At 71.2% G+C, this 23,630-nt stretch carries 20 protein-coding genes and 1 riboswitch; of the genes, 17 read left to right on the forward strand and 3 right to left on the reverse strand.

What is annotated here, in order from left to right; genetic code table 11:
- Positions 1-258 precede the first annotated feature (258 nt).
- Entirely contained in the window at positions 259-444 is a 186-nt protein-coding gene (locus ACFUO4_RS29530; protein WP_079312993.1) for an antitoxin, read from the reverse strand.
- A gap of 202 nt (positions 445-646) precedes the next feature.
- Here ACFUO4_RS29530 and ACFUO4_RS29535 point away from each other — a divergent pair, with 202 nt between their 5' ends.
- Both ACFUO4_RS29535 and ACFUO4_RS29540 read left to right on the forward strand, forming a co-directional pair.
- Positions 647-1,378: an HNH endonuclease family protein gene (locus ACFUO4_RS29535; RefSeq protein ID WP_079313001.1), complete on the forward strand. Its 732-nt coding sequence runs from the start codon at positions 647-649 to the stop codon at positions 1,376-1,378.
- A gap of 146 nt (positions 1,379-1,524) precedes the next feature.
- Positions 1,525-2,268: an N-acetyltransferase gene (locus ACFUO4_RS29540; RefSeq protein WP_383490593.1), complete on the forward strand. Its 744-nt coding sequence runs from the start codon at positions 1,525-1,527 to the stop codon at positions 2,266-2,268.
- A 12-nt stretch (positions 2,269-2,280) separates the two neighbouring features.
- On the opposite strand, the gene ACFUO4_RS29545 is transcribed toward ACFUO4_RS29540, so the two are convergent.
- Together ACFUO4_RS29545 and ACFUO4_RS29550 are read right to left on the reverse strand one after the other, a co-directional pair.
- On the reverse strand, positions 2,281-3,084 hold the full coding sequence (locus ACFUO4_RS29545; protein WP_383490595.1) for a hypothetical protein: 804 nt from the start codon (positions 3,082-3,084) through the stop codon (positions 2,281-2,283).
- A 102-nt stretch (positions 3,085-3,186) separates the two neighbouring features.
- Positions 3,187-3,882 (reverse strand): hypothetical protein, encoded by a 696-nt coding sequence (locus ACFUO4_RS29550; RefSeq protein ID WP_383490597.1) that lies wholly within the window; start codon positions 3,880-3,882, stop codon positions 3,187-3,189.
- 234 nt (positions 3,883-4,116) lie between these two features.
- On the opposite strand from ACFUO4_RS29550, the gene ACFUO4_RS29555 reads away from it, so the two are divergent.
- The 15 genes from ACFUO4_RS29555 to ACFUO4_RS29625 all read left to right on the forward strand — a co-directional run bounded on the left by ACFUO4_RS29555 (position 4,117) and on the right by ACFUO4_RS29625 (position 23,610).
- Positions 4,117-6,363, forward strand: a complete 2,247-nt coding sequence (locus ACFUO4_RS29555) for an N-6 DNA methylase (RefSeq protein ID WP_383490599.1) — start codon at positions 4,117-4,119, stop codon at positions 6,361-6,363.
- 235 nt (positions 6,364-6,598) lie between these two features.
- Positions 6,599-7,261: a hypothetical protein gene (locus ACFUO4_RS29560; RefSeq protein ID WP_383490601.1), complete on the forward strand. Its 663-nt coding sequence runs from the start codon at positions 6,599-6,601 to the stop codon at positions 7,259-7,261.
- Positions 7,262-7,299: 38 nt separating this feature from the next.
- Complete coding sequence (locus ACFUO4_RS29565; protein WP_383490762.1) at positions 7,300-8,793, forward strand: protein kinase; 1,494 nt, start codon at positions 7,300-7,302, stop codon at positions 8,791-8,793.
- A gap of 167 nt (positions 8,794-8,960) precedes the next feature.
- Positions 8,961-9,605, forward strand: coding sequence for a SurA N-terminal domain-containing protein (locus tag ACFUO4_RS29570; RefSeq protein WP_383490603.1), 645 nt, complete (start codon positions 8,961-8,963; stop codon positions 9,603-9,605).
- A 123-nt stretch (positions 9,606-9,728) separates the two neighbouring features.
- Entirely contained in the window at positions 9,729-10,724 is a 996-nt protein-coding gene (locus ACFUO4_RS29575; RefSeq protein WP_383490605.1) for a nucleoside triphosphate pyrophosphohydrolase, read from the forward strand.
- Positions 10,725-10,764: 40 nt separating this feature from the next.
- Positions 10,765-13,020 (forward strand): tetratricopeptide repeat protein, encoded by a 2,256-nt coding sequence (locus tag ACFUO4_RS29580; protein ID WP_383490607.1) that lies wholly within the window; start codon positions 10,765-10,767, stop codon positions 13,018-13,020.
- Positions 13,017-14,288 carry a cytochrome P450 gene (locus ACFUO4_RS29585; RefSeq protein ID WP_383490609.1) on the forward strand — a complete coding sequence of 424 codons (1,272 nt, stop codon included), beginning with the start codon at positions 13,017-13,019 and terminating at the stop codon, positions 14,286-14,288. Before ACFUO4_RS29580 ends, ACFUO4_RS29585 begins: the two co-directional genes overlap by 4 nt.
- Before the next feature lie 258 nt (positions 14,289-14,546).
- Positions 14,547-15,545 carry a transglycosylase family protein gene (locus tag ACFUO4_RS29590; RefSeq protein ID WP_383490611.1) on the forward strand — a complete coding sequence of 333 codons (999 nt, stop codon included), beginning with the start codon at positions 14,547-14,549 and terminating at the stop codon, positions 15,543-15,545.
- 194 nt (positions 15,546-15,739) lie between these two features.
- Positions 15,740-15,907, forward strand: a riboswitch (cyclic di-AMP (ydaO/yuaA leader).
- A 3-nt stretch (positions 15,908-15,910) separates the two neighbouring features.
- Positions 15,911-16,597, forward strand: a complete 687-nt coding sequence (locus ACFUO4_RS29595) for a transglycosylase family protein (protein ID WP_079310128.1) — start codon at positions 15,911-15,913, stop codon at positions 16,595-16,597.
- Positions 16,598-16,924: 327 nt separating this feature from the next.
- Complete coding sequence (eno, locus tag ACFUO4_RS29600) at positions 16,925-18,211, forward strand: phosphopyruvate hydratase (protein ID WP_059196146.1); 1,287 nt, start codon at positions 16,925-16,927, stop codon at positions 18,209-18,211.
- A 98-nt stretch (positions 18,212-18,309) separates the two neighbouring features.
- The gene (locus ACFUO4_RS29605; protein WP_079310127.1) at positions 18,310-18,786 is read left to right on the forward strand and encodes a septum formation initiator family protein; all 477 of its coding nucleotides are present in this window, start codon (positions 18,310-18,312) and stop codon (positions 18,784-18,786) included.
- 26 nt (positions 18,787-18,812) lie between these two features.
- A complete protein-coding gene (locus ACFUO4_RS29610; protein ID WP_079310126.1) occupies positions 18,813-19,343 on the forward strand; it encodes a DUF501 domain-containing protein in 531 nt (176 codons plus the stop codon).
- Complete coding sequence (locus ACFUO4_RS29615; RefSeq protein ID WP_079310125.1) at positions 19,340-20,281, forward strand: Ppx/GppA phosphatase family protein; 942 nt, start codon at positions 19,340-19,342, stop codon at positions 20,279-20,281. The genes ACFUO4_RS29610 and ACFUO4_RS29615 overlap by 4 nt, the downstream gene beginning before the upstream one ends.
- 456 nt (positions 20,282-20,737) lie before the next feature.
- Positions 20,738-22,132: an NAD(P)/FAD-dependent oxidoreductase gene (locus tag ACFUO4_RS29620; RefSeq protein ID WP_383490614.1), complete on the forward strand. Its 1,395-nt coding sequence runs from the start codon at positions 20,738-20,740 to the stop codon at positions 22,130-22,132.
- Between the two features lie 185 nt (positions 22,133-22,317).
- Positions 22,318-23,610, forward strand: a complete 1,293-nt coding sequence (locus ACFUO4_RS29625; protein ID WP_079310137.1) for a cyclopropane-fatty-acyl-phospholipid synthase family protein — start codon at positions 22,318-22,320, stop codon at positions 23,608-23,610.
- The last annotated feature ends 20 nt before the right edge of the window (positions 23,611-23,630 follow it).

Raw genomic sequence — 23,630 nt, forward strand, 5'->3', positions numbered from 1 at the left:
GGCAGTCACTGCTCGACCCTCGTCGTGGAACGCGGCTGAACGGCTCGGCAAGCCGGTCTTCATGGACCCGGAGGGTTCCTACGGCGATCCGATCCCGGGATACGGCACCGGGACCGACCGCGTGGAGCTGCTGATGCAGCCGTGGGCGACCTCCCGGCCGGGCGCTCCCCGGGCGCGGGACGGACGAAGCCGCCCGCGGGAGAACTGGTCCCCGCAGGCGGCCTCCACGGTTTCGTGTTCCTCCGTGGGCCTCCGGCCTTACGGCTGCTCGGGCCTGTCTCGGTCCATGCCCATCGCGCCTTCGATCTTCTGCTGCGCGTCGTCGACTTGGCTCTCGTACTTGTTGCCTGTCTTCTCGTTGGCCTTTCTCTCCGCCATGTCGGACATGCCCTTGGCCTTGTCCTGCATCTGGCGGTTGCTCTTGAACCTGTCGAAGATGCCCATCCAGAGCTCCTTCCGGAGGTGACTCGATTCGACGATACGCCCGAGATGCGAGTGATGCCCCTTGAGACCCCATATGGTCTGGACCTCTCGCCCGCTACGGTGAGTACCGGCAGGAGCTGCCTGTGCGGGGCGGAGACGAACAGAACAAGGGGAGGGACGCACCGTGACGCGTCTGAGGGGTGGGGCGGCGGTCGCCGCCGCGATGCTCGGCATGGTCGTACTGCTCACCGGATGCGAGGGCGTCGACCTGCCCTCGGACAGCGAGCCCTCGGGCGCCGACCCGGCCGTCGGCTCCGGTCGTGCCGTGAGCCCGCTGGACAACCCGGACGGCACCAAACCGGGCCTCGCGGCCATCACCTCCGACGCCGACAAGGCGAAGGCCCGGGACCTCATAGCGAAGGTGGCGACCAAGGGCCGCGGCCCAAAGACCGGCTACGACCGCGACGAGTTCGGCTACGCCTGGATGGACTCCGCCCCCGGCGGCGTCCCCTTCTCGCACAACGGCTGCGACACCCGCAACGACCTCCTCAAGCGCGACGGCGACGACGTCCGCTTCCGCTCCGGCTCGGACTGCGTCGTCACCTCCATGACCCTGGCCGACCCCTACACCGGCAAGGAGATCGACTGGGTCAAGGCCCGTGCCACGACGGTGCAGATCGACCACGTCATGCCGTTGTCGTACGACTGGCAGATGGGCGCCGCGCGGTGGACGAAGGGCAAGCGCGAGGACATCGCCAACGACCCGCTCAACCTGATCCCGGTCGACGGCCCCACCAACGGCTCCAAGAGCGACTCGGGACCGGCCTCCTGGCTGCCGCCGAACAAGGTCATCCGCTGCTCGTACGTCGTGCGCTTCGCACAGGTCGCCCTGAAGTACGAACTGCCCGTGACGAAGGCGGACAAGGAGATGATGCTGACCCAGTGCGGCGGCTGACCCCGCCGTACGGCCCGGCCACCGATCCCGCCATACGGCCGGCCGCCGGTCCCGCCGTGCGGCCGGCCGCCGGCCCCGGCCGAGGGCGCCGTCGCGGTCCGGAAATCCGGTTCCCGCCGCTGTCGCCGCCCGCCTACGGTGGCCGCATGGAATGGAAGGTGTCGAGTCTCGCCGAGCGTCCCGACGACCTCGAGCGGGTGGTCGGGATGGCCGACAGCTGGCCGGAGTTCGTCACCCGCGACCTCGTGGGTGACTACCACTACGGCCGGATCGCCAGGGAGTTCCCGGCGTATGTGCTGTTCGCCGAGGACGAGCGGGGCGAGGTCGTCGCCACCGGGTTCAGCGTGCCCGTCGCCCTCGACGCCGAGGGGCGGGGCGCACTGCCCGCCCGGGGCTGGGACGAAGTCCTCCTGTGGGCCTTCGCCGACCTGCGCCGCGGGACACGGCCCGACACGGTCAGTGCGATCGCCATCAACGTCCGGCCCGACCTCCAGGGCAAGGGCCTGTCCGGCCGCATGCTCTCGGCGATGCGGGACAACGCCCGCGCCCACGGCTTCGACGAGGTCGTCGCCCCGGTCCGCCCCAGCGCCAAACACCTCGAACCGCACACCCCCATCGAGGAGTACGCCCGCCGCGTGCGCCCCGACGGGCTCCCGCACGACCCGTGGCTGCGCGTGCACGCCAGAGCCGGCGCCACCATCGAGGCGGTGGCGCCGGCGTCCATGACGGTGGTCGGCTCACTGGAGCAGTGGCGCCGCTGGACCGGGCTGCCCTTCGACACCCAAGGCGACATCGAGGTGCCCGGGGCGCTGGTGCCGGTGCGCTGCGAGCCGGAGCGGGGGTACGCGGTGTACGTCGAGCCCAATGTGTGGATGCGGCACCCGCTCTAGACGGCGCGGGGCTCAGCCGCCCAGCGCGTCCAGGTCCAGGATCTCGCCGCCGGGCTTCTGCGCCGGGACCTTCTTGTCGTAGTCGCTGAAGGTGAGGCTGCCCGGGTCCTTCGCGGAGACGCTGTCCACGCGCAGCAGGTACGGCTTGCCCTCGGTGGCGACGTACAGGGTGTAACGCTCCTTGCCGTCCCGCTCGTTCAGCACGATCGCGGGCGTGCCGTCCACGGTGGTCGTCTTTCCGCGCGAGGCGTCCGTCTCGGCGTCGTCGGCGTCGCCGAGGACCGTGTCGAGGTCGCAGAAGCTCGCGATGTCCTTGGCGTCCTTGCCCTTCGCGGACATCTTGGTCCACTTCCCGGCGAGCAGCGCCACGGCCGCGTCGACGTCCGACTTCTTCTCGCCCTTGCTCTGCTCGCGCAGGAACTTCTCGTCGTACTTCATGTAGACGGTGTCACCGACCTTGATCAGGTCGGCCTTGCCCTGGCCGCCCATGCTCATCGTGCCGGCGCACTCGCCCTTCCTGTTCAGGGCCATGTCGATCGTGATGGTGCCGCCCGACTCGTCGTCGGGGACGTCCCCCTTCATCCGCAGCGACGAGGCACCGGTCGTGGCCTCGACGGCCTTGTCGGCGATCTCGGCGCCGGTGAGTCCGGCGAAGGGCTCCTTCGCCTCGCTCTTGCTGGGCGAGGGCGAACCCGCCGCGCTGGAGCCGGCCTTGTCCGGCTTGCTGTCGGCCTTGTCCTGCCCGGACTGGCAGCCGGTGAGAGAGAGCGTGGCCGCGGCGGCGAGGCAGAGGGTGGCAAGTGCGGTGTGACGCATGGGAATTCCCCGATGGTGAGGCGGTGGGATGAGCGGGTACGGCGAGACGTGCCGCGGGTCCGTCAGCGGAGCCGGGCGGATCTCGCCGTACGGGGGCCGGTGTCAGCCGGTCTTCTTCCAGTCCGTGCAGCCGGACGTCTTGAAGTAGGTGTCCTTGGCGCTGATCGTGACGACGGCGCTGCCGGAGACGTTGTCGTTCGCGATGATCGAGTCGAGGCCGTGCTCGGCGTCCTTGGTGCGCTCCCAGTAGCACATGTCGTCCTCGTTGCCGATGGACTTGTACGTGCCGGGCGCGATGTCCGCGCCGACTCTGAACATGCCACCGTCGCCGGCCATCTTGGAAGCGGGCGAACCCTTGGCCTTGGTGTCGACGGCCTCCCAGTCGTTGCAGTCGCTCGACTTGAAGATCTTGTCGGTGGCCTTGATGGTGACGTAACTGGTGCCGGTGACATTGTCGTTGGCGAGCAGCGAGTCCATCTCGCCCGAGGCGTCCTTGGCGCGCTCCCAGTAGCACATGCCGTCCTCGTTGCCGGAGGTGCGGTAGGTGCCGGGCTTGACGTCCGAGCCGACCTGGAACTGGCCGTCCCCCTCGAAGGCGACCTTCTCCTCGGCGGCCTCAGCGGCATCGGCGGACCCCTTCTCCTTGCCGCCCCCGGGCTTCGCCTGAGCGGACGACGAAGAGCCCTTGTCGCTGCTCTTGGAACCCCCGTCGGAGTCGTCACCGGAGTTCGCCGACACGGCGCCGATGACGACGATCCCCACGACGGCCCCCAGCGCGATCTTGCCCTTCATGCCCATGACTGTGTCCCCTCCCGGCACGGTGACAGCCGCTGCTCGGCTGTCGCTCGTTCGCTGGGTCAATAAGAGCAGAGGCTGTGAACCGAGTCAACACGGTTCACGCAATGTCTCGCGTACACGCCCGTGAATGGGTAGATCTTGCATACGCCGCTATGCTCGGCGTCACACGCGCAGCGGACGTGTACGGGGATGTGCCCAGGGACACGCGTGCAGGGACGACGAGGGAGCGGGCCGGTGCAGGACAACGCCACAGAGGTGACCGCCGCCGGGATCGCCCGGCTCGCCGGGGTCGGACGAGCCGCCGTCAGCAACTGGCGCCGCCGCCACGCCGACTTCCCCAAGCCGGTCGGCGGCACCGAGACCAGCCCGTCCTTCGCCCTCGCCGAGGTGGAGGCCTGGCTGCGCAAGCAGGGGAAACTCGCCGAGGTCCCGTTGCGCGAGCGCGTCTGGCAGCAGCTCGTCGGCCACCCCGAGGGCCCGGTCGCCGCGCTCACCCACGCCGGATGTGTGCTGCTGCTCATCCACGACCGGCCCACCGTCTGGCTGGAGGTGAGCGCCGGCTCCGACGAGCGGCTCGCCGCGATGCTCCCCGGCGCGCTGGAGGAGGTGCTGACGCCGCGCTTCGGCCCGGTCTCGGCTGTGAACTCATGGCGTGCTGTGAACTCGCCGCGCCCCGGCACCGCGCCCCGCGCTGTGAACGCCGCTCACGCGGGCGGCGACCGTGTGAACACCCCGGCGGGCGGCGCTCCACGCACTCACGCCGACCGTGTGAACACCCCGGCGGGCAGTGCTCCAGGCACTCACGCCGACCGTGTGAACACATCCGCCCCCGACGCCGCTGTGAACACCCACCCCGCCGTTCACCTCCCCACCGGCCCCGACCTCCTCCCCTCCACGCCCCTCCTGCGCGGCACCGCCGAACTCGCCGCCGAGCTGGGCGCCCGGCAGACCTTCGAGTTCCTGCTCGGCCGGCACCTCGACGCCAACCCGCGCCAGTACACGCTCACCCCCACCGACCTCGCCGGTCTCATGGCCGACCTGGCCGGCCCCGCCCGCACCGTCCTCGACCCGGCCTGCGGCACCGGCGCCCTCCTGCGCGCCGTCACCACCCGCCCCGACCAGGAGCTCTACGCCCAGGACAGCGCCCCCGAACTCGCCGCCCTCACCGCGCTCCGGCTCGCCCTGCACACCAGGGCCGTCGTCCGCGCCGCCACCGGCGACACCCTGCGGGCCGACGCCCACCCCCGGCTGCACGCCGACGCCGTCCTGTGCCACCCGCCCTTCAACGAGCGCAACTGGGGGCACGACGAACTCGCCTACGACCCCCGCTGGGAGTACGGCTTCCCGGCCCGCACCGAGTCCGAGCTGGCCTGGGTCCAGCACGCGCTCGCCCGCCTCAAGGACGGCGGCACCGCCGTCCTCCTCATGCCACCCGCCGCCGCCTCCCGCCGCTCCGGCCGCCGCATCCGCGCCGACCTGCTGCGCCGCGGCGCGCTGCGAGCGGTCGTCGCCCTGCCGGTCGGCGCGGCGCCGCCGTACAACATCCCGCTCCACCTGTGGGTGCTGCGCCGGCCCGAGAAGGCGCCGGCGCAGCCCGAGGTGCTGCTCGCCGACACCGGGCAGTTCGCCGCCGACGGGCGCGGCGGCCCCGACTGGCGGGACGTCGGCGAGGCCGTGCTCGACGCCTGGCGCGCCTTCGACCGCGCGGGCACCCTCGACGAACGGCCCGGCCTCGCCCGCTCCCTGCCGGTGATCGACCTCCTCGACGACGACGTGGACCTCGCCCCGGCCCGCCACCTCCCGCCGCCGACCGCGGCCGAGGGCACCGGCGCACTCACCGCCGTGCGCGAGGACCTCGGCGCGACCCTGCGCCTGACCGCCGACCTCACCCCGCCGCCCGCCGAGGCCGCACACCCCGTACCGCGCTGGCCGCTCACCACCATCGGCGAACTCGCGCGCGGGGGAGCCCTGGTGCTGCGCACCGGCGGAAACGGCGGCCACGCGCGCGTGCCCGTCCTCACCGACCACGACGTCCTCGCCGGTACGGCACCCTCCGGCTCGCTCCCGGAGAGCGACGAGGAGGCCGTGCTGGTCGAGCCCGGCGACGTCGTCGTGCCGGTGCTCGGCGGCGGCTCGATGGCGCGCGTGATCGACGACGCGACGGGGGGCGCCGCCCTGGGGCGCAACCTCGTGCTCCTGCGCCCCGAGCGCACGGCGCTCGACCCCTGGTTCCTCGCCGGCTTCCTGCGCGGCACCGCCAACAACCGCCAGGCCAGCAGCTACGCCTCCACCGCCACCCGTCTCGACGTGCGCCGTCTCCAACTGCCCCGGCTCCCGCTCGACGAACAACGGCGCTACGGCGCGCGCTTCCGCGCACTCGACGAGTTCGAGCGGGCGCTCAGGCGCGCGGGCCGGCTCGGGGAGCAGCTCGTGCGCGGGATGTACGACGGCCTCACGGACGGCACGGTCGCCCCCGACTGACCCTCCGGCGCGCCCGCATGGCGCACGCCCCGCGCGGAAGCCGCCCCTCCGCCGACCTGCGCGGGCGCGAGAAGTGATCAGTGCGGCAACGGTTCGGTACAACCCGGGACCGCTTGTCCGTGTCGGCCTATACGCTCGCCTGTACGCGCGAGTACGCGCGAAGCGACAATCGCAGGAACGGGGTTGCCGGGCGACGGCCGCCCTCGTACGCCCACCCGAGGCACCAGGAGCTGTCATGCATGGCCACGGCTACCCGCAGCCGGTGAAGCAGCCGCCCCACCCGGCATGGCTGGTCGTCCTGCGTGTGCTGTTCGTGGTGCTCGGGATCTTCACCATCGGCCTGTTCTCCTGGGCGATGCTGCTGCGCCTGGCGCTGGTGACCCGCAGGGCGCTCGACTGGGGCCTGTTCGTCGCCTCGCTCGCCGCGGTCACCCTCGGGCTCGTGCTGATCGGCGTCGAACCGGGCGACGAGATCCACACCGCGGGCGGCTGGACCGGCATGGCCCTGTTGTTCGGCACGCTGGTCGCGGCGATCGCGTACTACCTCTCCGCGGACATACGCCACTTCCACCAGCTCCGCTACGGCGGGTACGCCCAGCAGCCCGCCCCGGCGCCGGCGCCCGCACCCGCGTACGGCTATCCGCAGCCGCACCCCCAGCCGCCCCTCCCGCAGTCGCCGTACACCGCCACGACCGTGCCCCAGGCGCCCTCCCCGATCCCGCAGCCGCACTTGCAGAACCCCGTGCCGCAACCCCCCGCGCCCCACACGCCCCCACCCGCCCCCCAGCGCCCCGCGCCCGCCCGCATCGACCAGGTGCGCGCCGAGCTCGACGAGCTCAGTGACTACCTGCGCCGGCAGGACGGGCAGCCCGGCGGCCACCCCGAGGGCGGCAGGTGACCGTGGCGACAGGACGTGTCGTCGCGGGCCGCTATGAACTGTCCACGCTCATCGGGCAGGGCGGCATGGGACAGGTCTGGACGGCGTACGACCAACGGCTCGACCGGCGCGTGGCGGTGAAACTGCTGCGCCCCGACAAGGTCGCCGGGCAGGAGGCGGACGAGCTGCGCCGCCGGTTCGTGCGCGAGTGCCGGGTGACCGCGCAGGTCGACCACCCCGGGCTCGTCACCGTGCACGACGCGGGCAGCGAGGGCGAGGAACTGTTCCTCGTCATGCAGTACGTCGACGGCGCGGACCTCTCCGACCACCTCGCCGAACACGACCCGTACCCCTGGCAGTGGGCCGTCGCGGTCGCCGCGCAACTGTGCGCCGTGCTGAGCGCCGTGCACGCCGTGCCGATCGTCCACCGCGACCTCAAGCCGCGCAACGTGATGGTGAAGCAGGACGGCACCGTCACCGTCCTCGACCTCGGCGTCGCCTCCGTCATGGACGCCGACACCACCCGCCTCACTCACACCGGCACCCCCATCGGCTCGCCCGCCTACATGGCGCCCGAGCAGGCCATGGGCGGTGCCGTCGGCCCGTACACCGACCTCTACGCACTCGGCGTACTGCTCCACGAACTCCTCAGCGGCGACGTCCCGTTCTCCGGCTCGACGGCGCTCGGCGTCCTGCACCGCCACCTCTACGAGCCCCCGCTCCCCGTGCGCCGCCTGCGCCCCGAGGTGCCGGAGGCGCTCGAGACGCTCGTCCTGCGCCTGCTCGCCAAGGACCCGCAGCACCGCCCCGCCAGCGCCCAGGAGGTCTACGAGCACCTGGCGCTGCTCCTGCCCGCGCGCGGGATGCCCACAGGGGCGCCCCTGGACCCCACGCGCCCCTTCCTGCGCCCGCACGCCCCCTGGCCGGACCGCGCGCGCACGCCCGCACCCCAGCCGGCGCCCGCCATGCCGCACACGCCCCCCACCGCGAAACCCGACGTCGCGCGCGCCGTCGACGAGGTCAAGCGCCTCCTCGGCGAGGGCCGCATCACCCAGGCCGTCGACATCCTCGGCGCGATCCTGCCCGCGGCGGCGGAACAGCACGGCGAGCACTCACCCGTGGTCCGCACCCTGCGCAAGCAGTACGCCGCCACGCTCATGGACGACGGCCAGTACCGGCGTGCACTGCCCGAACTGCGCCGCCTCGCCGACGAACGCGCCGCCGAGGCAGGCCACGCCGACCCCCAGTCCCTCCGCTTCCGCCACGACGCCGCCCAGTGCCTCGAACAACTCGGCGAACCGGCGGCCGCGCTCGCCGAGTACCGCGCGCTGCTCCCCTTCTACGAGAACCAGTACGTGGCGGGCGACCCCGACATGGCCCACGACATCCGCCGCCGCATCGGCCTCCTCCTGCTGGCCCTCGGCGACCGTCCCGCGGCCCACGACACCCTGGCCCGCCTCGTCCACGACGTGGAACACCTCCACGGCCCCGGCCATCCCCTCGCGACCGAGGTACGCCGGACGCTGGAGTGGCTCGGACAGGTACGCGGCTAGGGCCTGTCCGGGCCGCGTGCGGAACCCGGCGTCACCCCTCAGGCGCGCCGGTGCCCCAAGTCCCGGTGAATCGTTGGTCGAATGGGTTGGCCAGAGCTTGCCCACTGCCTACCATCGATCACCGCAAGACTTTGTGCACCGTCGCACAAGCTCCCCGGGAGGCTTCCTTGCACCGCCGTCGTCGCACCGCGCTCCTCCTCTCCGCCGCGATCGCCGCGGCGCCCCTTCTCACCGCCTGCGGCAGCGACGCGCACCCCGGCGCGGCAGCCGTCGTCGGCGGCCAGCGGATCACCGTCGCGCAACTGGAGACCAGGGTGAACGAGGTCCGCGACGCCCAGCGCGCCGCGGTGACGGACGACGCGCAGTACGCGCAGGCCATCGCCAAGAGCGGCACCCTCACCCGCGACACCCTCCACGGCATGGTGTTCTACCGGGTCCTGCACCGGGCGGCCGAGGACGCGGGCATCACCGTCACCCGCAAGGAGATCCAGACCATGCGGGCGGGCCTGGAAGAGCAGGCCGGCGGCGCCAAGGGCCTGGAGACGGCCTGGCTCCAGCAGTACGGCATCGCCCCCGAGCGCCTCGACGAAAACCTCCGCCTCCAGCTGGAGGCCCAGAAACTCGCCGCCGCCCTCGGCACCGACACCAGCCAGCCGGCCTTCTGGGCGGCCCTGTCCAAGGCCTCCAAGGAACTCGACGTCGACCTCAACCCCCGCTACGGCACCTGGGACGTCGAGAAGAGCAGCCGCGTCGACGCCAGGACGCCGTGGGTACGCGAGGTCACGGCATCGGGGACCCGGCAGACCGCCTGACACGATCGGGGACCCGGCAGACCGCCGGACACGCGACACGCAGCCCGGCGGAACGGTACGGCAGCGCCGATCACCCTGTGGATAACTCGCGGGGTGGTCGGCGCCGTGCGTTAGCTTCGAACCGTGAACACCACCAGCCCCGAAGCCACGCCGGACACTCCCGCCGTCCCCGGCCGCATCGTCCTGCTGACCACCAGCCACCGCGTCGCCCCCGGCCTGCTGTCCTGGCCCGCCTGGCAGGCACTGCACGCCGCCGACCGCGTGCTGTGCGCCGACGGCGCGCACCCGCAGCTGCCGTATCTGCGCGAGGCCGGGATACGGGTGGACGAGGCGTCGCCGACGGCGGAGGACCTGGTCGCCGCCTGCGCGGGCGGTCACACCGTGGTCGTCGTGGCGACCGGCGAGGGCGAGCCCGCCCTCACCGACGGTCTCGCCCGCCTCGCCGGCTCGGGCCGCGTGTCCATGCCCGAACTGGAACTCCTCCCCGCCTCCTACGACCTCCCGGGCGCCCGCCTCCTCGACCTCGTCCAGGTCATGGACCGCATCCGCGCCGAGTGCCCCTGGTCCTCGCAGCAGACCCACAAGGGCCTGGCCAAGTACGGCATCGAGGAGGCGTACGAACTCGTCGAGGCCATCGAGGACGGCGACCGCGACGAACTCCGCGAGGAACTCGGCGACGTCCTCCTCCAGGTCGTCTTCCACGCCCGCATCGCCGAGGAAGACCCCGACGCCCCCTTCTCCGTCGACGACGTGGCGGCCGGCATCGTCACCAAGCTCATCCACCGCCACCCCCACGTCTTCGGCGACGAGACGGCCACGACCCCGGAGGAGGTCAAGGCCCACTGGCTGCGCACCAAGGCGCTGGAGAAGCAACGCGAGTCGATCACGGACGGCATCCCCCTGGGCCAGCCGGGCCTGGCCCTCGCCTCGAAACTGGCGTCGAGGGTCCGGACGGCGGGGCTGGAGGTGCCGCTGCCGGCAGGGCAGGGCGTCGGATACGAGCTCTTGGCGCTGGCGGCTCGGGCGGAGGCCGAGGGCGTTGATCCGGAGGCGGCGTTGCGGGTGGCCGCGCGGGCTTATCGGGATGCCGTACGGGCTGCTGAGGGGGTCGGTGCTTAGTACCGTTGCCTTCACGGGCGTGTGAGGTGTGGGGGCTTGGGTGGCAACGGAGTCGGAGGAACTCAGGGACGCGCTGCAGAGCGTGATGGACGAGTCGCCGGAGCAGACCCAGCGGGTCATGGACATGCTGTCGCGGCACTTCACCGGCGCTGGTGGGCTCTGGGCATCGCGCACGAAGGCGGTGAGAATGCTCGACATGCTGCGAGACGTCGGTCCGAAGGCGTACGCCGAACTGCAAGCCGTCGCCTCGCAGCCGGTGGCTTCACCGGCACCGAGGAGCGTCACCGCCGGCCGTGACATCGGGGTCGCCGTCACCGGAGACGACAACACCGTGGTCACCGGCGACCACGTCCACCTCCGTGACAGCACGTTGCAGCAGACGGTGGTCGGGGTACAGCACGTCCGGCACAACTACGGTGCCGACTCGGCCGTCCAGCGGCTCGTGCCCGACGACTGGCCTCTGGCGAAGGACGTGGAGCCGCTCGCCCACGGTGTACGGCCCACCCGCAACGTGAGCGGGCGCCCGCTGCTGCCGCCGTACGTGGAGCGCGAGGCCGACGGCGCCGTCGAGGCTCTGCTCACCGGCGCACCGACGGGCAAGTTCGTGGTGGTGCTGGGCGAGGCCTACGCGGGCAAGACGCGTACCGCGCTGCGGGCCGTCGCCGAAGTCCTCCCGGACGCACGGGTGTTCGCGCCCGGGCGGGGCGAGGACCTGCGCATGCTGCCCACCGTGCTGCGCGGGCGGCGTGACCCCTGCGTGCTGTGGCTCGACGACCTCGACGTTCACCTCGGCGCAGCCGCGCATGGTCTGGAGCCCCGGCTGCTGGCCCAGTTGACCGGGCTGGGCGTGGTCGTGGTGGCCACGTTACGGGAGGAGGCCTACGACGAGGTCCGGCAGAGCGTGGACGGCCGGGTCCTGGATCTGGCGCACTTCGTCGAACTGCCTCGGGAGTGGAGTGCGGGGGAGCGGGGACGTGCGCGGCTGGCGGGAGACGTCCGGCTCGCCGAGGCCGCGCGGCACAGCGGGCCGGAGGGCGTCGCCGCCTACCTCGCCGTGGGCCCGCAGCTCTTCGAGGACTGGCAGCGCGCCAGACGGGCTGACCGACACCCTCGCGGCCACGCGCTGGTGCGGGCGGCGATCGACCTGGCGCGATGCGGGTTGCGGGGACCGTTGCCGCAGGACCTTCTCGTGAAGGCGCATGAGAGCTACGAGGACGTGACGGGGCTGGAACGCGAGTCCGTGGCCGACGCGCTCGCCTGGGCGGCCGAGAAGCGGTTCGGTGTGCTGCCGCTGTTGCGCAGCGGCGGGGCGGGCAAGTGGGAAGCGGCACCGTACCTCGCGGAGGCGGTACTCAAGGGCGAGGGGCACCCGGCTGTCGACAGCGCGGTGTGGGACCTGGCGTTGGAGACGGCGCGTACCGACACGGCGTACGACTTCGCGACGGTGACGAGGACCGCCCGTGAGGCGTTTCGCCGGGCGGCCAAGCGGGGGGACGGGCGGGGCATGCTCCGGCTGGGGCTGCTGACCGAGAGCCTGGGGGAGCGGGACGAGGCCGAGGGATGGTTCCGGCGGGCGGCTGGGGCAGGGCAGCCGGAGGCCGCTGGACGGCTGGGACGGTTGCTCGTGGAGCGGGGGGAAGAGAAGGAGGCGACCGCGTTCCTGGAGACCGCCGCCGAGGCCGGGGACGGGAAGGCGGCGACGCTGCTGGGGAAGGTGCTGCTGGGGCAGACGCGGCGCTGGCTGAAGGTCGGGGCCGAAGCCGATGACCCGGAGGCGGCGCACCTCCTGGGGGATGTGCTGCTCGGCAGCGGTGAGTTCGACGAGGCGTCCTACTGGTACAGGAAGGCAGAACAACGTGGTCACGCGGCTGTCGCCAGGAGCGGCGGCGTACACGCATTTCTGGAAGGCTGGGCGGACGTAGCGGAGGTGTACCTGACGCGAGCGGCGGACGCGGGCGACACGGTGGCGGCCTACTTGCTGAAGGTGGTCCGAGGTGAGGCGGGGGACCACAACGCGGAGGCGTACTTCGACTACGGCGATGCCCGTACGTATCCGCTCGACGCCACCCACTACGGCCTCGTCATGGAAATGAAGGGCCGGCTCGACCAGGCTCGCGCAGAGTACGAGAAGGCGTACGAGCTCGGCGACGCCTACGGCGCCTACCGTCTCGCCCTCCTGCTCGAAAAGCAGGGCACCCCCGACGAGGCGAAGACCTGGTACCGAAAAGCCGCCGACATGGGCCACCCCGGCGCGAAGAAGGCCCTGGTGGAAAACCCGGATACCGTCAAGGAGTGACCGACCACCCCCTCGCCGACCGCACCGCCCCCGAACTCTTCACCTGGGAGTTCGCCACCGACCCCTACCCCGCCTACGCCTGGCTCCGCGAGCACGCGCCCGTGCACCGCACCCGGCTGCCCAGCGGTGTGGAGGCATGGCTGGTCACGCGTTACGCCGATGCCAAGCAGGCCCTCGCCGACCAGCGGCTCAGCAAGAACCCCGCGCACCACGACGAGCCCGCGCACGCCAAGGGGAAGACGGGCATCCCGGGGGAGCGCAAGGCGGAGTTGATGACGCATCTGCTCAACATCGACCCGCCGGACCACACCCGGCTCCGACGGCTCGTCAGCAAGGCGTTCACACCGCGCAGGGTCGCCGAGTTCGCGCCCCGGGTGCAGGAGCTCACCGACCAGCTCATCGACCGGTTCGCCGCGCAGGGCTCCGCCGACCTCATCCACGACTTCGCGTTCCCGCTCCCCATCTACGCCATCTGCGACCTGCTCGGCGTCCCGCGTGAGGACCAGGACGACTTCCGGGACTGGGCGGGCATGATGATCCGGCACGGGGGAGGGCCGCGCGGCGGAGTGGCGCGGTCGGTGAAGAAGATGCGCGGCTATCTGCTGGAGCTCATCCACCGCAAGCGCGCGAGCCTGCCCGCCGAGCCCGTCCCCGGCGAGGACCTCATCTCCGGTCTCATCCGGGCCTCCGACCACGGCGAGCACCTCACGGAGAACGAGGCCGCGGCGATGGCCTTCATCCTGCTCTTCGCCGGGTTCGAGACCACCGTGAACCTGATCGGCAACGGCACGTACGCCCTGCTCACCCACCCCGACCAGCGCACCCGGCTCCAGGACTCCCTCGCCGCGGGCGAGAGCGGCCTCCTGGAGACCGGCGTCGAGGAACTCCTGCGCTACGACGGCCCGGTGGAGCTCGCCACCTGGCGCTTCGCGACCCAGCCCCTCACCATCGGCGGGCAGGACATCGCCCCCGGCGATCCCGTCCTCGTCGTGCTCGCCGCCGCCGACCGGGACCCCGCGCGGTTCGCCGACCCCGACATCCTCGACCTCTCCCGCCGTGACAACCAGCACCTCGGCTACGGCCACGGCATCCACTACTGCCTCGGCGCACCGCTCGCCCGGCTGGAGGGCCAGACCGCGCTCGCCACGCTCCTCACCTGGCTCCCCGACCTCCGACTCGCGGTGGATGCAGCCGACTTGAGATGGCGTGGCGGCCTCATCATGCGCGGACTGCGGACGTTGCCGGTCGAGTTCACGCCGGCCTCGTAGAACGGCACAGCCGGCTTCACACCGACCTCGCGAAGCGTCACAGTCCGCTTCGCGCCGACCTCATGGCCCACTTCGCGACAACTCGGCCATTGGTGCTGGTCATTGTGAAGGTGACTTCCGCTCACCTCTGTGATCTTCACGTGATCTGCGCGGCATTAACTTGTGACAAGTGATCGTCTGCCGATACGTTCACCAACCAGCGTGGCGCCCAGCCTCACCCGCCACGCAGGTCACCGCTGTCTCGCGAAAGGTCCCCGCATGCTCTCCGGGAACGGTCGTCACCGTCGCCCCCGCCAGGCTCCGGCACTTCTCGTCGCGGCCGGAGTGACCGGCTCCGCCATCGCGATCCCGCTGCTCGCCGCCACCGGCGCGAGCGCGGCCGACGGCGGCACCTGGGACAAGGTCGCCAAGTGCGAGACCGACGGCTCCTGGAGCCAGAACAACGGTGACGGTTCCTACGGCGGGCTCAGCCTCTCGCAGGAGAACTGGGAGAAGTACGGCGGCCTCGACTACGCCCCGAGCGCCGACCTGGCCAGCCGCAACCAGCAGATAGCCGTCGCCGAGAAGGTCCTCGCCGACCAGGGTGTCGGCGTCTGGGGCGCCTGCGGGCTGCTCAACGGGCTCAGCAAGGACTCGGGCTCGGCCGACGTCGACACGGGCCTCGGGACCGGTTCCTCCTCGGCGTCGGGGTCCGGCGCGGAGTCCGATACGTCCGGATCGGGCTCGGAATCATCCGGGTTGCCCAACTCCGCGGAGTCCGGCTCGTCGGACGACGCGTCGGGTGCCGGTTCCACCGACGCCTCCCCCTCGCCCTCCACCTCCACCGCTACCGATGCGGACAAGTCCGCTAAGTCGGACACCTCCGGCTCTGATCCGGCCGCCTCGCAGTCGCCCGACGGCTCGCCCACGGTGCCGGCGAATGAGGTCGAATCGGACAACTCCTGGCAAGTGGGCGGCTCTTCGAACCTCGTCGACATCGGCGCCCTCGGTGGCGACGGCAAGAGCGACGACAAGGGCGGCAGCGAGGGTGGCGCCGGGAGCGACACCAAGGGTGAGACCGGCACCGGCCGGCACCGTGGCGCGAGCGCCGACGAGAAGGCGTACACCGTCCGCGAGGGCGACACGCTGGCCTCCATCGCCGACTCCCTTGGCCTCGACGGCGGATGGCGTCACCTCTACGCCGTGAACGAGAAGGTCATCGGCTCCGACCCGAGCGCCATCATGCCCGGTCAGACCCTCGTAGTCGGGGCTGAATAGGGCGAAAACCGGCGGGAGTTCACGTCACGCTTCGCGTTGAATGTCCGGTTTGGCGAAAGTGTGGGATGAGTCTCAGAAGCCCTGATCGTCTTTGAAATCCCCCGGGTTCCGTGTCTACGGTCAACACCGCTCGTCACCACGAGCCCCGGCTGTCGCAACGCCGAATCCTGCCAGCGGCCGTCCGGGAACAGTCGTCGCGTCAAGCGCCGTAGGCAGGAGCGGGGGACCCAAGGTAAGCGCCGGGCCCAGCAGTTCACGCTGGACCGGCTTGGGGTGAAGCCGCGCACCGCGAGGTGCGCGACCGGGCAACTCAACCGGCCCGAACCCGACAGCTCACCTCGCAGGCGTCGGTGAGGGGATCCACCATGCTGTTTTCCGGCAAGGGCAAGCACCGTCGTCCGTCCAAGGCCACCCGCGCCGCCGCGCTCGCCGGCGTCACCGGTGTCGCCATCGCCGCTCCGCTGATGGCGGCCGGCAACGCCTCCGCCGCCACCGCCTCCGAGTGGGACGCCGTCGCCCAGTGCGAGTCCGGCGGCAACTGGTCCATCAACACCGGCAACGGTTACTACGGCGGCCTGCAGTTCTCGGCCTCGACCTGGGCCGCGTACGGCGGCACCGCCTACGCCCCGCAGGCCAACCAGGCCACCAAGGCGCAGCAGATAGCCGTCGCCGAGAAGGTCCTCGCCTCCCAGGGCAAGGGCGCCTGGCCGACCTGTGGCGTGGGCCTGTCCGGTGCCGCCTACAACGGCGGCGGCAGCTCGTCGTCCTCCGGTTCCTCCAGCTCGTCGAGCAGCGACAGCACCCGCTCCTCCGAGCAGTCGACCTCCCGCTCCTCGGAGCGCACGGCCGCGAAGAAGACCGTCACCACCCCGACCGGCAAGAAGGTCAAGAAGGGTGACGGCGAGTACAAGGTCGTCAAGGGTGACACCCTCAGCACCATCGCCGCCGAGCACCACATCAAGGGCGGCTGGGCGAAGCTCTTCAAGCTGAACAAGGACATCGTCGAGGACGCCGACCTCATCTACCCGGGTCAGCAGCTTCACCTGAAGTAGTCCCGGGCCGCCGGCCCCACCTGAAGTGACACGGGGCTCGCAGCTGAACCACAGCGCCCTCACATCCGTGGTCCTCATACTGAAGGCCTCGTGAGGGTCCCCCCGTCCCCACGGGCTCCCCGCTCCGGTGCGTGTTCCCCCGTACGCACCGGGGCGGGGTTTTTTGTGCCGGGATTCTCGAACCGTCTTTGTTCCATTCGGAAACAATTTACGATCGGTTCTGTCCACGGGGCGGTCCACGCGGTGGCCGATCGCCCGGAGCCGGTTAGGCTCGTCTCGCAGAGTCGCTGCGGCAGTGCCGTAGCCGCGTCACATCCCAAGAAGGAGATGCTCGTGCCGTCCATCGACGTCGTCGTAGCCCGGGAAATCCTGGACTCCCGAGGCAACCCCACGGTCGAGGTCGAGGTCGGCCTCGACGACGGCAGCACGGGTCGTGCCGCCGTCCCCTCCGGCGCCTCCACCGGCGCCTTCGAGGCCATCGAGCTCCGCGACGGTGACCCGAACCGCTACCTGGGCAAGGGCGTCGAGAAGGCCGTCCTCGCCGTCATCGAGCAGATCGGCCCCGAGCTGGTCGGCTACGACGCCACCGAGCAGCGGCTGATCGACCAGGCGATGTTCGACCTGGACGCCACCGACAACAAGGGCTCCCTCGGCGCCAACGCCATCCTCGGCGTCTCGCTCGCCGTCGCCCACGCCGCCTCCGAGGCCAGCGACCTCCCGCTCTTCCGCTACCTGGGCGGCCCGAACGCGCACCTGCTGCCCGTTCCGATGATGAACATCCTGAACGGCGGCTCGCACGCCGACTCCAACGTGGACATCCAGGAGTTCATGATCGCCCCGATCGGCGCGGAGTCCTTCTCCGAGGCGCTGCGCTGGGGCACCGAGGTCTACCACACCCTCAAGAAGGTCCTGAAGAGCAAGGGCCTGTCGACAGGCCTCGGCGACGAGGGCGGCTTCGCCCCGAACCTCGAGTCCAACCGCGCCGCCCTGGACCTCATCCTCGAGGCGATCAAGGAAGCCGGTTACATCCCCGGCGAGCAGGTCGCCCTCGCCCTCGACGTCGCCGCCTCCGAGTTCTACAAGGACGGCAAGTACCAGTTCGAGGGCAAGGAGCGCTCCGCCGCCGAGATGACGGAGTACTACGAGGAGCTCGTGGCGGCCTACCCGCTCGTCTCCATCGAGGACCCGCTGTTCGAGGACGACTGGGCCGGCTGGAAGGTCATCACCGACAAGCTCGGCGACAAGGTCCAGCTCGTCGGCGACGACCTGTTCGTCACCAACCCCGAGCGCCTCGCCCGCGGCATCGAGGAGGGCACCGCCAACGCCCTGCTGGTCAAGGTGAACCAGATCGGCTCGCTCACCGAGACCCTGGACGCCGTCGAGCTCGCCCAGCGCAGCGGCTTCAAGTGCATGATGTCCCACCGCTCCGGCGAGACCGAGGACGTCACCATCGCCGACCTGGCCGTCGCCACCAACTGCGGCCAGATCAAGACCGGCGCCCCGGCCCGCTCCGAGCGCGTCGCCAAGTACAACCAGCTGCTGCGCATCGAGGAGATCCTCGACGACGCCGCGGTGTACGCCGGCCGCAGCGCGTTCCCGCGCTTCAAGGGCTGACACCCTTAAAGCCCTCAAGGACAGCGTCGTACGTACGTCCCCGTACTCGGTCCCGTACCGTGTGCGGGGACGTACGCGCGTGTGAACGGGAGTGAGAGATGGCCGTCAAGGACCGGGACCGTTTCTCCACCGCGACCCGGATCCGGCTGCTCGGCGAGCAGACCGCGGCCCGGGTCTACCGCTCCCAGACCAAGCGGCAGGCCCGCCGCTCGCGGCTCACCGGCCGCGCGGCCCTGCTCGCGCTGGTGCTGTGCTCGCTGGTCGTCGCGCTCGCGTACCCGATAAGGCAGTACGTCTCCCAGCGCGCCGAGATCGCCGATCTGCAGCGGGAGCAGGACCAGGCCCGGCAGCGCGTCGAGCAGCTGCGCGACCTCAAGGCGCGGTGGCAGGACGACGCGTACGCCGAGCAGCAGATCCGGCAGCGGCTGCACTATGTGATGCCGGGGGAGACGGGGTTCATCGTCGTCGACCCGGGCGCGGCCCAGCAGTCGCGGGCCGACCTGGGGGCGGCGGACCGCCCCTGGTACTCGAACGTCTGGGACGGGGTCGACAAGTCCGACGCCTCCGACCAGTAGACCGACAGAGGAATTCAGTAACAGGCATGGAAACGCCCCCGCCCACCACCCCGCGCACCGAGCCGACCGACGCCGACGTCGAGGCCTTCAAGCAGCAGCTCGGGCGTCCGCCGCGCGGGCTGCGCGCCATCGCGCACCGGTGTCCCTGCGGGCAGCCGGACGTGGTGGAGACGGCCCCCCGGCTCCCCGACGGCACGCCCTTCCCGACGCTGTACTACCTGACGTGCCCGAAGGCGAACTCCGCGATCGGCACGCTGGAGGCGAACGGCGTGATGAAGGAGATGACCGAGCGCCTGCGGACCGACCCGGAGCTGGCCGCCGCGTACCGGGCGGCGCACGAGGACTACATCCGGCGGCGCGACGAGATCGAGGAGCTCAAGGGCTTCCCGAGCGCGGGCGGCATGCCGGACCGGGTGAAGTGCCTGCACGTCCTGGTCGGCCACTCCCTGGCCGCCGGGCCGGGTGTGAACCCGCTGGGCGACGAGGCGATCGCGATGCTGCCGGAGTGGTGGCGCAAGGGTGCGTGCGTGACCCTGCCGAAGGAGGACGAGCAGTGACCCGTGTCGCCGCCATCGACTGCGGTACCAACTCCATCCGTCTCCTGGTCGCCGACTGCGACCCGGCCACCGGTGAACTCGTCGACCTGGACCGCCGGATGACGATCGTGCGGCTCGGGCAGGGCGTCGACCGGACCGGGCGGCTGGCTCCCGAGGCGCTGGAGCGGACGTTCGCGGCGTGCCGCGAGTACGCGGCCGTCATCAAGGAGCTGGGCGCGGAGCGGCTGCGGTTCGTCGCCACGTCCGCCTCGCGGGACGCCGAGAACCGGGACGACTTCGTGCGCGGGGTGCTGGACATCCTCGGCGTCGAGCCCGAGGTGATCAGCGGCGACCAGGAGGCGGAGTTCTCCTTCACCGGTGCCACGGGAGAGCTCAAGGGCCGTGCCGACCTCGCCACGCCCTATCTGGTCGTGGACATCGGCGGCGGTTCGACCGAGTTCGTGGTCGGCGCGGAGCAGGTGCGGGCCGCGCGGTCCGTGGACGTCGGCTGTGTGCGGATGACCGAGCGGCATCTCGTCCGGGACGGTGTCGTCTCCGACCCGCCCTCCGAGGCGCAGATCGCCGCCATGCGGGCGGACATCGAGGCCGCCCTGGACCTGGCCGAGGAGACCGTGCCGCTGCGCGAGGCGCGCACGCTGGTGGGGCTCGCCGGGTCCGTCACGACCGTGTCGGCGATCGCGCAGGAGCTGCCCGAGTACGACTCGGAGCGCATCCACCACTCCCGCGTCTCGCGCGAGAAGGTCCGCGAGATCACCGAGTGGCTGCTGCACTCCACGCACGCCGAGCGGGCGACCGTGCCCTCCATGCACCCGGGGCGCGTGGACGTCATCGCCGCGGGGGCCCTCGTCCTGCTGTCGATCATGGAGCGGATCGGGGCCGAGGAGGTCGTCGTGAGCGAGCACGACATCCTCGACGGCATCGCGTTCTCGGTGGCGTAGCCCTCTTTTGTTACCGATCAGTAGCCATCTGCTGAGCAGGTCGGATAACGTATGAGCGCCTCCAGGGGGCCCGGAAACGGCCCTCGGAGGCGCGCCTCCGAGAAACTTCGTGAAGTTCTTCACAAGGAATTCCGCCCTGCGGAACCACGAAAAGCGGCCGACTGACCCTTCCGGGGCCCTCAAAGGCCATTGAACGTGTTCAGAAGTGTGATACAGGGGGTCGACGGAGGCCCTCCACCGAGGGGGTCCCGAGGGGTGATTTCGGACCCCTCACAGGGGTCGCGGAGGCCAAGAGAGGCAGCTCACGCGGCATTGACAACGGTCCGCCGTAGCAGCCGGTTCCGGATCCGCGCCATGACGTTGATCACGCGAGTCGCGGAGGATAACACACCCCCTGTCGGAGCTTGTGAAGGGGCGCACGAGCGACCCCCTAGGAGCGGGTGGATACTCGATGGCATGAGCACCACGGAGCGTCCCAGGATCCTCGTAGTAGGCGGTGGGTACGTAGGCCTGTACGCAGCTCGGCGCATCCTCAAGAAGATGCGCTACGGAGAGGCGACCGTCACGGTCGTCGACCCCCGGTCGTACATGACCTACCAGCCCTTCCTCCCCGAAACCGCCGCCGGCAGCATCTCCCCGCGCCACGTCGTCGTCCCGCTGCGACGCGTGCTGCCCAAGGCGGAGGTTCTCACCGGCCGGGTCACCACCATCGACCAGGACCGCAAGGTCGCCACGATCGCCCCGCTGGTCGGCGAGGCGTACGAGCTGCCCTTCGACTACCTGGTGATCGCGCTCGGCGCGGTCTCCCGCACCTTCCCGATCCCCGGCCTCGCCGAGCAGGGCATCGGCATGAAGGGCGTCGAGGAGGCCATCGGCCTGCGCAACCACGTCCTGGAGCAGCTGGACAAGGCCGACTCCACCACCGACGAGGAGATCCGCCGCAAGGCGCTCACCTTCGTCTTCGTCGGCGGCGGCTTCGCCGGTGCGGAGACCATCGGTGAGGTCGAGGACATGGCCCGCGACGCGGCCAAGTACTACAAGACGGTCTCCCGCGAGGACATGCGGTTCATCCTCGTCGACGCCGCCGACAAGATCCTCCCCGAGGTCGGCCCGAAGCTGGGCACCTACGGCAAGGAGCACCTGGAGAGCCGCGGCGTGGAGATCTACCTCTCCACCTCGATGGACTCCTGCGTCGACGGCCACGTCGTGCTGAAGAACGGCCTGGAGGTCGACTCCAACACGATCGTCTGGACCGCCGGCGTCAAGCCGAACCCGGTCCTGGCCCGCTACGGCCTCCCGCTGGGCCCGCGCGGTCACGTCGACACCGCCCCGACCCTCCAGGTCCAGGGCACCGACTACATCTGGGCCGCCGGCGACAACGCCCAGGTCCCGGACGTCGCCGCCCGCAAGGCCGGCGTCGAGAACGCCTGGTGCCCGCCGAACGCCCAGCACGCGCTGCGTCAGGCCAAGGTCCTCGGCGACAACGTGGTCTCCGGCATGCGGGGCTTCCCGCAGAAGGAGTACGCGCACTCCAACAAGGGCGCGGTGGCCGGTCTCGGCCTCCACAAGGGCGTGGCGATGATCGTCATGGGCAAGATGAAGATCAAGCTCAAGGGCCGTCTCGCCTGGTACATGCACCGTGGCTACCACGGTCTGGCGATGCCGACGTGGAACCGCAAGATCCGCGTCTTCGCCGACTGGACGCTCGCGATGTTCCTCAAGCGCGAGGTCGTCGCCCTGGGCGCCCTGGAGACTCCGCGCGAGGAGTTCTACGAGGCCGCCAAGCCCGCGCCGGCGCCCGCCGCGGCGGCGCAGCCGGAGAAGGCCCAGGAGAAGGCCAAGGCCTCCTGACCGACTCCGGTCGCTGAACGACGTAAGACGTACGACGTACGAACCGAAGGGCCTCCCGCCATCCGTGGTGCGGGAGGCCCTTCGGCGTGTCCGGGGATCTTCGGCGTGTCCCGGGATTGCGTCACCCCTTGTCACTGTTTACGTAGGTGGACAATTCCGGGATCATCGTCACGGAGGTGTGCGCCATGGCCGACGCCGCGTCGCGGCTGAAGAACCTCTTCGAACTCCTGCTGGGAGCCCCGCTCCCGGTCCGCGTGCGGGCGTGGGACGGCTCGCAGGCGGGACCGCCGGGCGCCCCGGCGCTGGTGCTGCGCAACCGCCGGGCGGTGCGCCGGCTGCTGTACAAGCCCGGCGAACTCGGTCTCGCCCGCGCCTGGGTCGCGGGGGACCTCGACATCGAAGGCGACCTCTACACCGCTCTCGACCTGATCTCCGGCCTCGTCTGGGAACGCGGCGAGGGCACCAGGAGCCGGGCCGCGCTGCTCCGCGACCCCGAGGTGCGCGCCGCCCTGCGCGGCCTCGTGCGGCTCTCCGGGCTGCCGCTGCCGCCCGCCCCGCCGCCCGAGGAGGTCCGCCGGCACCGCGGCCACCTCCACACCAAGCGCACGGACAGACGCGCGGTCAGCCACCACTACGACGTCGGCAACGACTTCTACGAGATCGTCCTCGGCCCGTCGATGGTCTACTCGTGCGCCTACTGGGAGACCCCCGGCGGCACGCTCGAGAGCGCCCAGCGCGACAAGCTCGAACTCGTCTGCCGCAAGCTCGCCCTGACCCCCGGTCAGCGGCTCCTCGACGTCGGCTGCGGCTGGGGCTCGATGGCGATCCACGCCGCCCGCGAGCACGGCGTGCGGGTCGTCGGCATCACCCTCTCCCAGGAGCAGGCCGCCTACGCCCGCAAGCGCGTCGCCGACGAGGGCCTCACCGACCGGATCGAGATCCGCGTCCAGGACTACCGGGACGTCACGGACGGCCCCTACGACGCGATCTCCTCCATCGGCATGGCCGAACACGTCGGCGCCGAACGCTACTTGGAGTACGCCGAGGACCTGTACGCCCTCCTGGGACCCGGCGGCCGGCTCCTCAACCACCAGATCGCCCGCCGCCCCCAGCGCGACGAATCGGCGTACCACGTCGACGAGTTCATCGACGCCTACGTCTTCCCCGACGGCGAGCTCGCCCCGCTCGGCACCACCGTCACCCAGCTGGAACGCGCCGGGTTCGAGGTGCGTGACGTCGAGTCGATCCGCGAGCACTACGGCCTCACCCTGCGCCGCTGGGTGGCCCGACTGGAGGCCGACTGGGCCCGCGCCGTCCGGCTCGCCGGAGCCGGCCGGGCCCGGGTCTGGCGGCTCTACATGGCCGCCAGCGCGCTCGCCTTCGAACGCAACAGCATCGGCGTCAACCAGGTCCTGGCCGTCCGCGCCCTCGACTCCGGTGACTCCGGGATGCCGCTGCGGGCACGCACCTGGAACTGAACAGACCGAAGGGGCCCGTC

This window comes from Streptomyces sp. NPDC057280, from assembly GCF_042668605.1.
Classification (GTDB): Bacteria; Actinomycetota; Actinomycetes; order Streptomycetales; family Streptomycetaceae; genus Streptomyces.

What these genes read in the sequence shown, in the direction of transcription:
- ACFUO4_RS29550 (WP_383490597.1), bottom strand. Translation starts at nt 3,882, where the DNA reads ATGGGCATGAAGGGCAAGATCGCGCTGGGGGCCGTCGTGGGGATCGTC.
- ACFUO4_RS29540 (WP_383490593.1), top strand. Translation starts at nt 1,525, where the DNA reads ATGGAATGGAAGGTGTCGAGTCTCGCCGAGCGTCCCGACGACCTCGAG.
- ACFUO4_RS29610 (WP_079310126.1), top strand. Translation starts at nt 18,813, where the DNA reads ATGGAAACGCCCCCGCCCACCACCCCGCGCACCGAGCCGACCGACGCC.
- ACFUO4_RS29535 (WP_079313001.1), top strand. Translation starts at nt 647, where the DNA reads ATGCTCGGCATGGTCGTACTGCTCACCGGATGCGAGGGCGTCGACCTG.
- ACFUO4_RS29620 (WP_383490614.1), top strand. Translation starts at nt 20,738, where the DNA reads ATGAGCACCACGGAGCGTCCCAGGATCCTCGTAGTAGGCGGTGGGTAC.
- ACFUO4_RS29590 (WP_383490611.1), top strand. Translation starts at nt 14,547, where the DNA reads ATGCTCTCCGGGAACGGTCGTCACCGTCGCCCCCGCCAGGCTCCGGCA.
- eno (WP_059196146.1), top strand. Translation starts at nt 16,925, where the DNA reads ATGCTCGTGCCGTCCATCGACGTCGTCGTAGCCCGGGAAATCCTGGAC.
- ACFUO4_RS29605 (WP_079310127.1), top strand. Translation starts at nt 18,310, where the DNA reads ATGGCCGTCAAGGACCGGGACCGTTTCTCCACCGCGACCCGGATCCGG.
- ACFUO4_RS29530 (WP_079312993.1), bottom strand. Translation starts at nt 444, where the DNA reads ATGGGCATCTTCGACAGGTTCAAGAGCAACCGCCAGATGCAGGACAAG.
- ACFUO4_RS29545 (WP_383490595.1), bottom strand. Translation starts at nt 3,084, where the DNA reads ATGCGTCACACCGCACTTGCCACCCTCTGCCTCGCCGCCGCGGCCACG.
- ACFUO4_RS29560 (WP_383490601.1), top strand. Translation starts at nt 6,599, where the DNA reads ATGCATGGCCACGGCTACCCGCAGCCGGTGAAGCAGCCGCCCCACCCG.
- ACFUO4_RS29595 (WP_079310128.1), top strand. Translation starts at nt 15,911, where the DNA reads ATGCTGTTTTCCGGCAAGGGCAAGCACCGTCGTCCGTCCAAGGCCACC.
- ACFUO4_RS29625 (WP_079310137.1), top strand. Translation starts at nt 22,318, where the DNA reads ATGGCCGACGCCGCGTCGCGGCTGAAGAACCTCTTCGAACTCCTGCTG.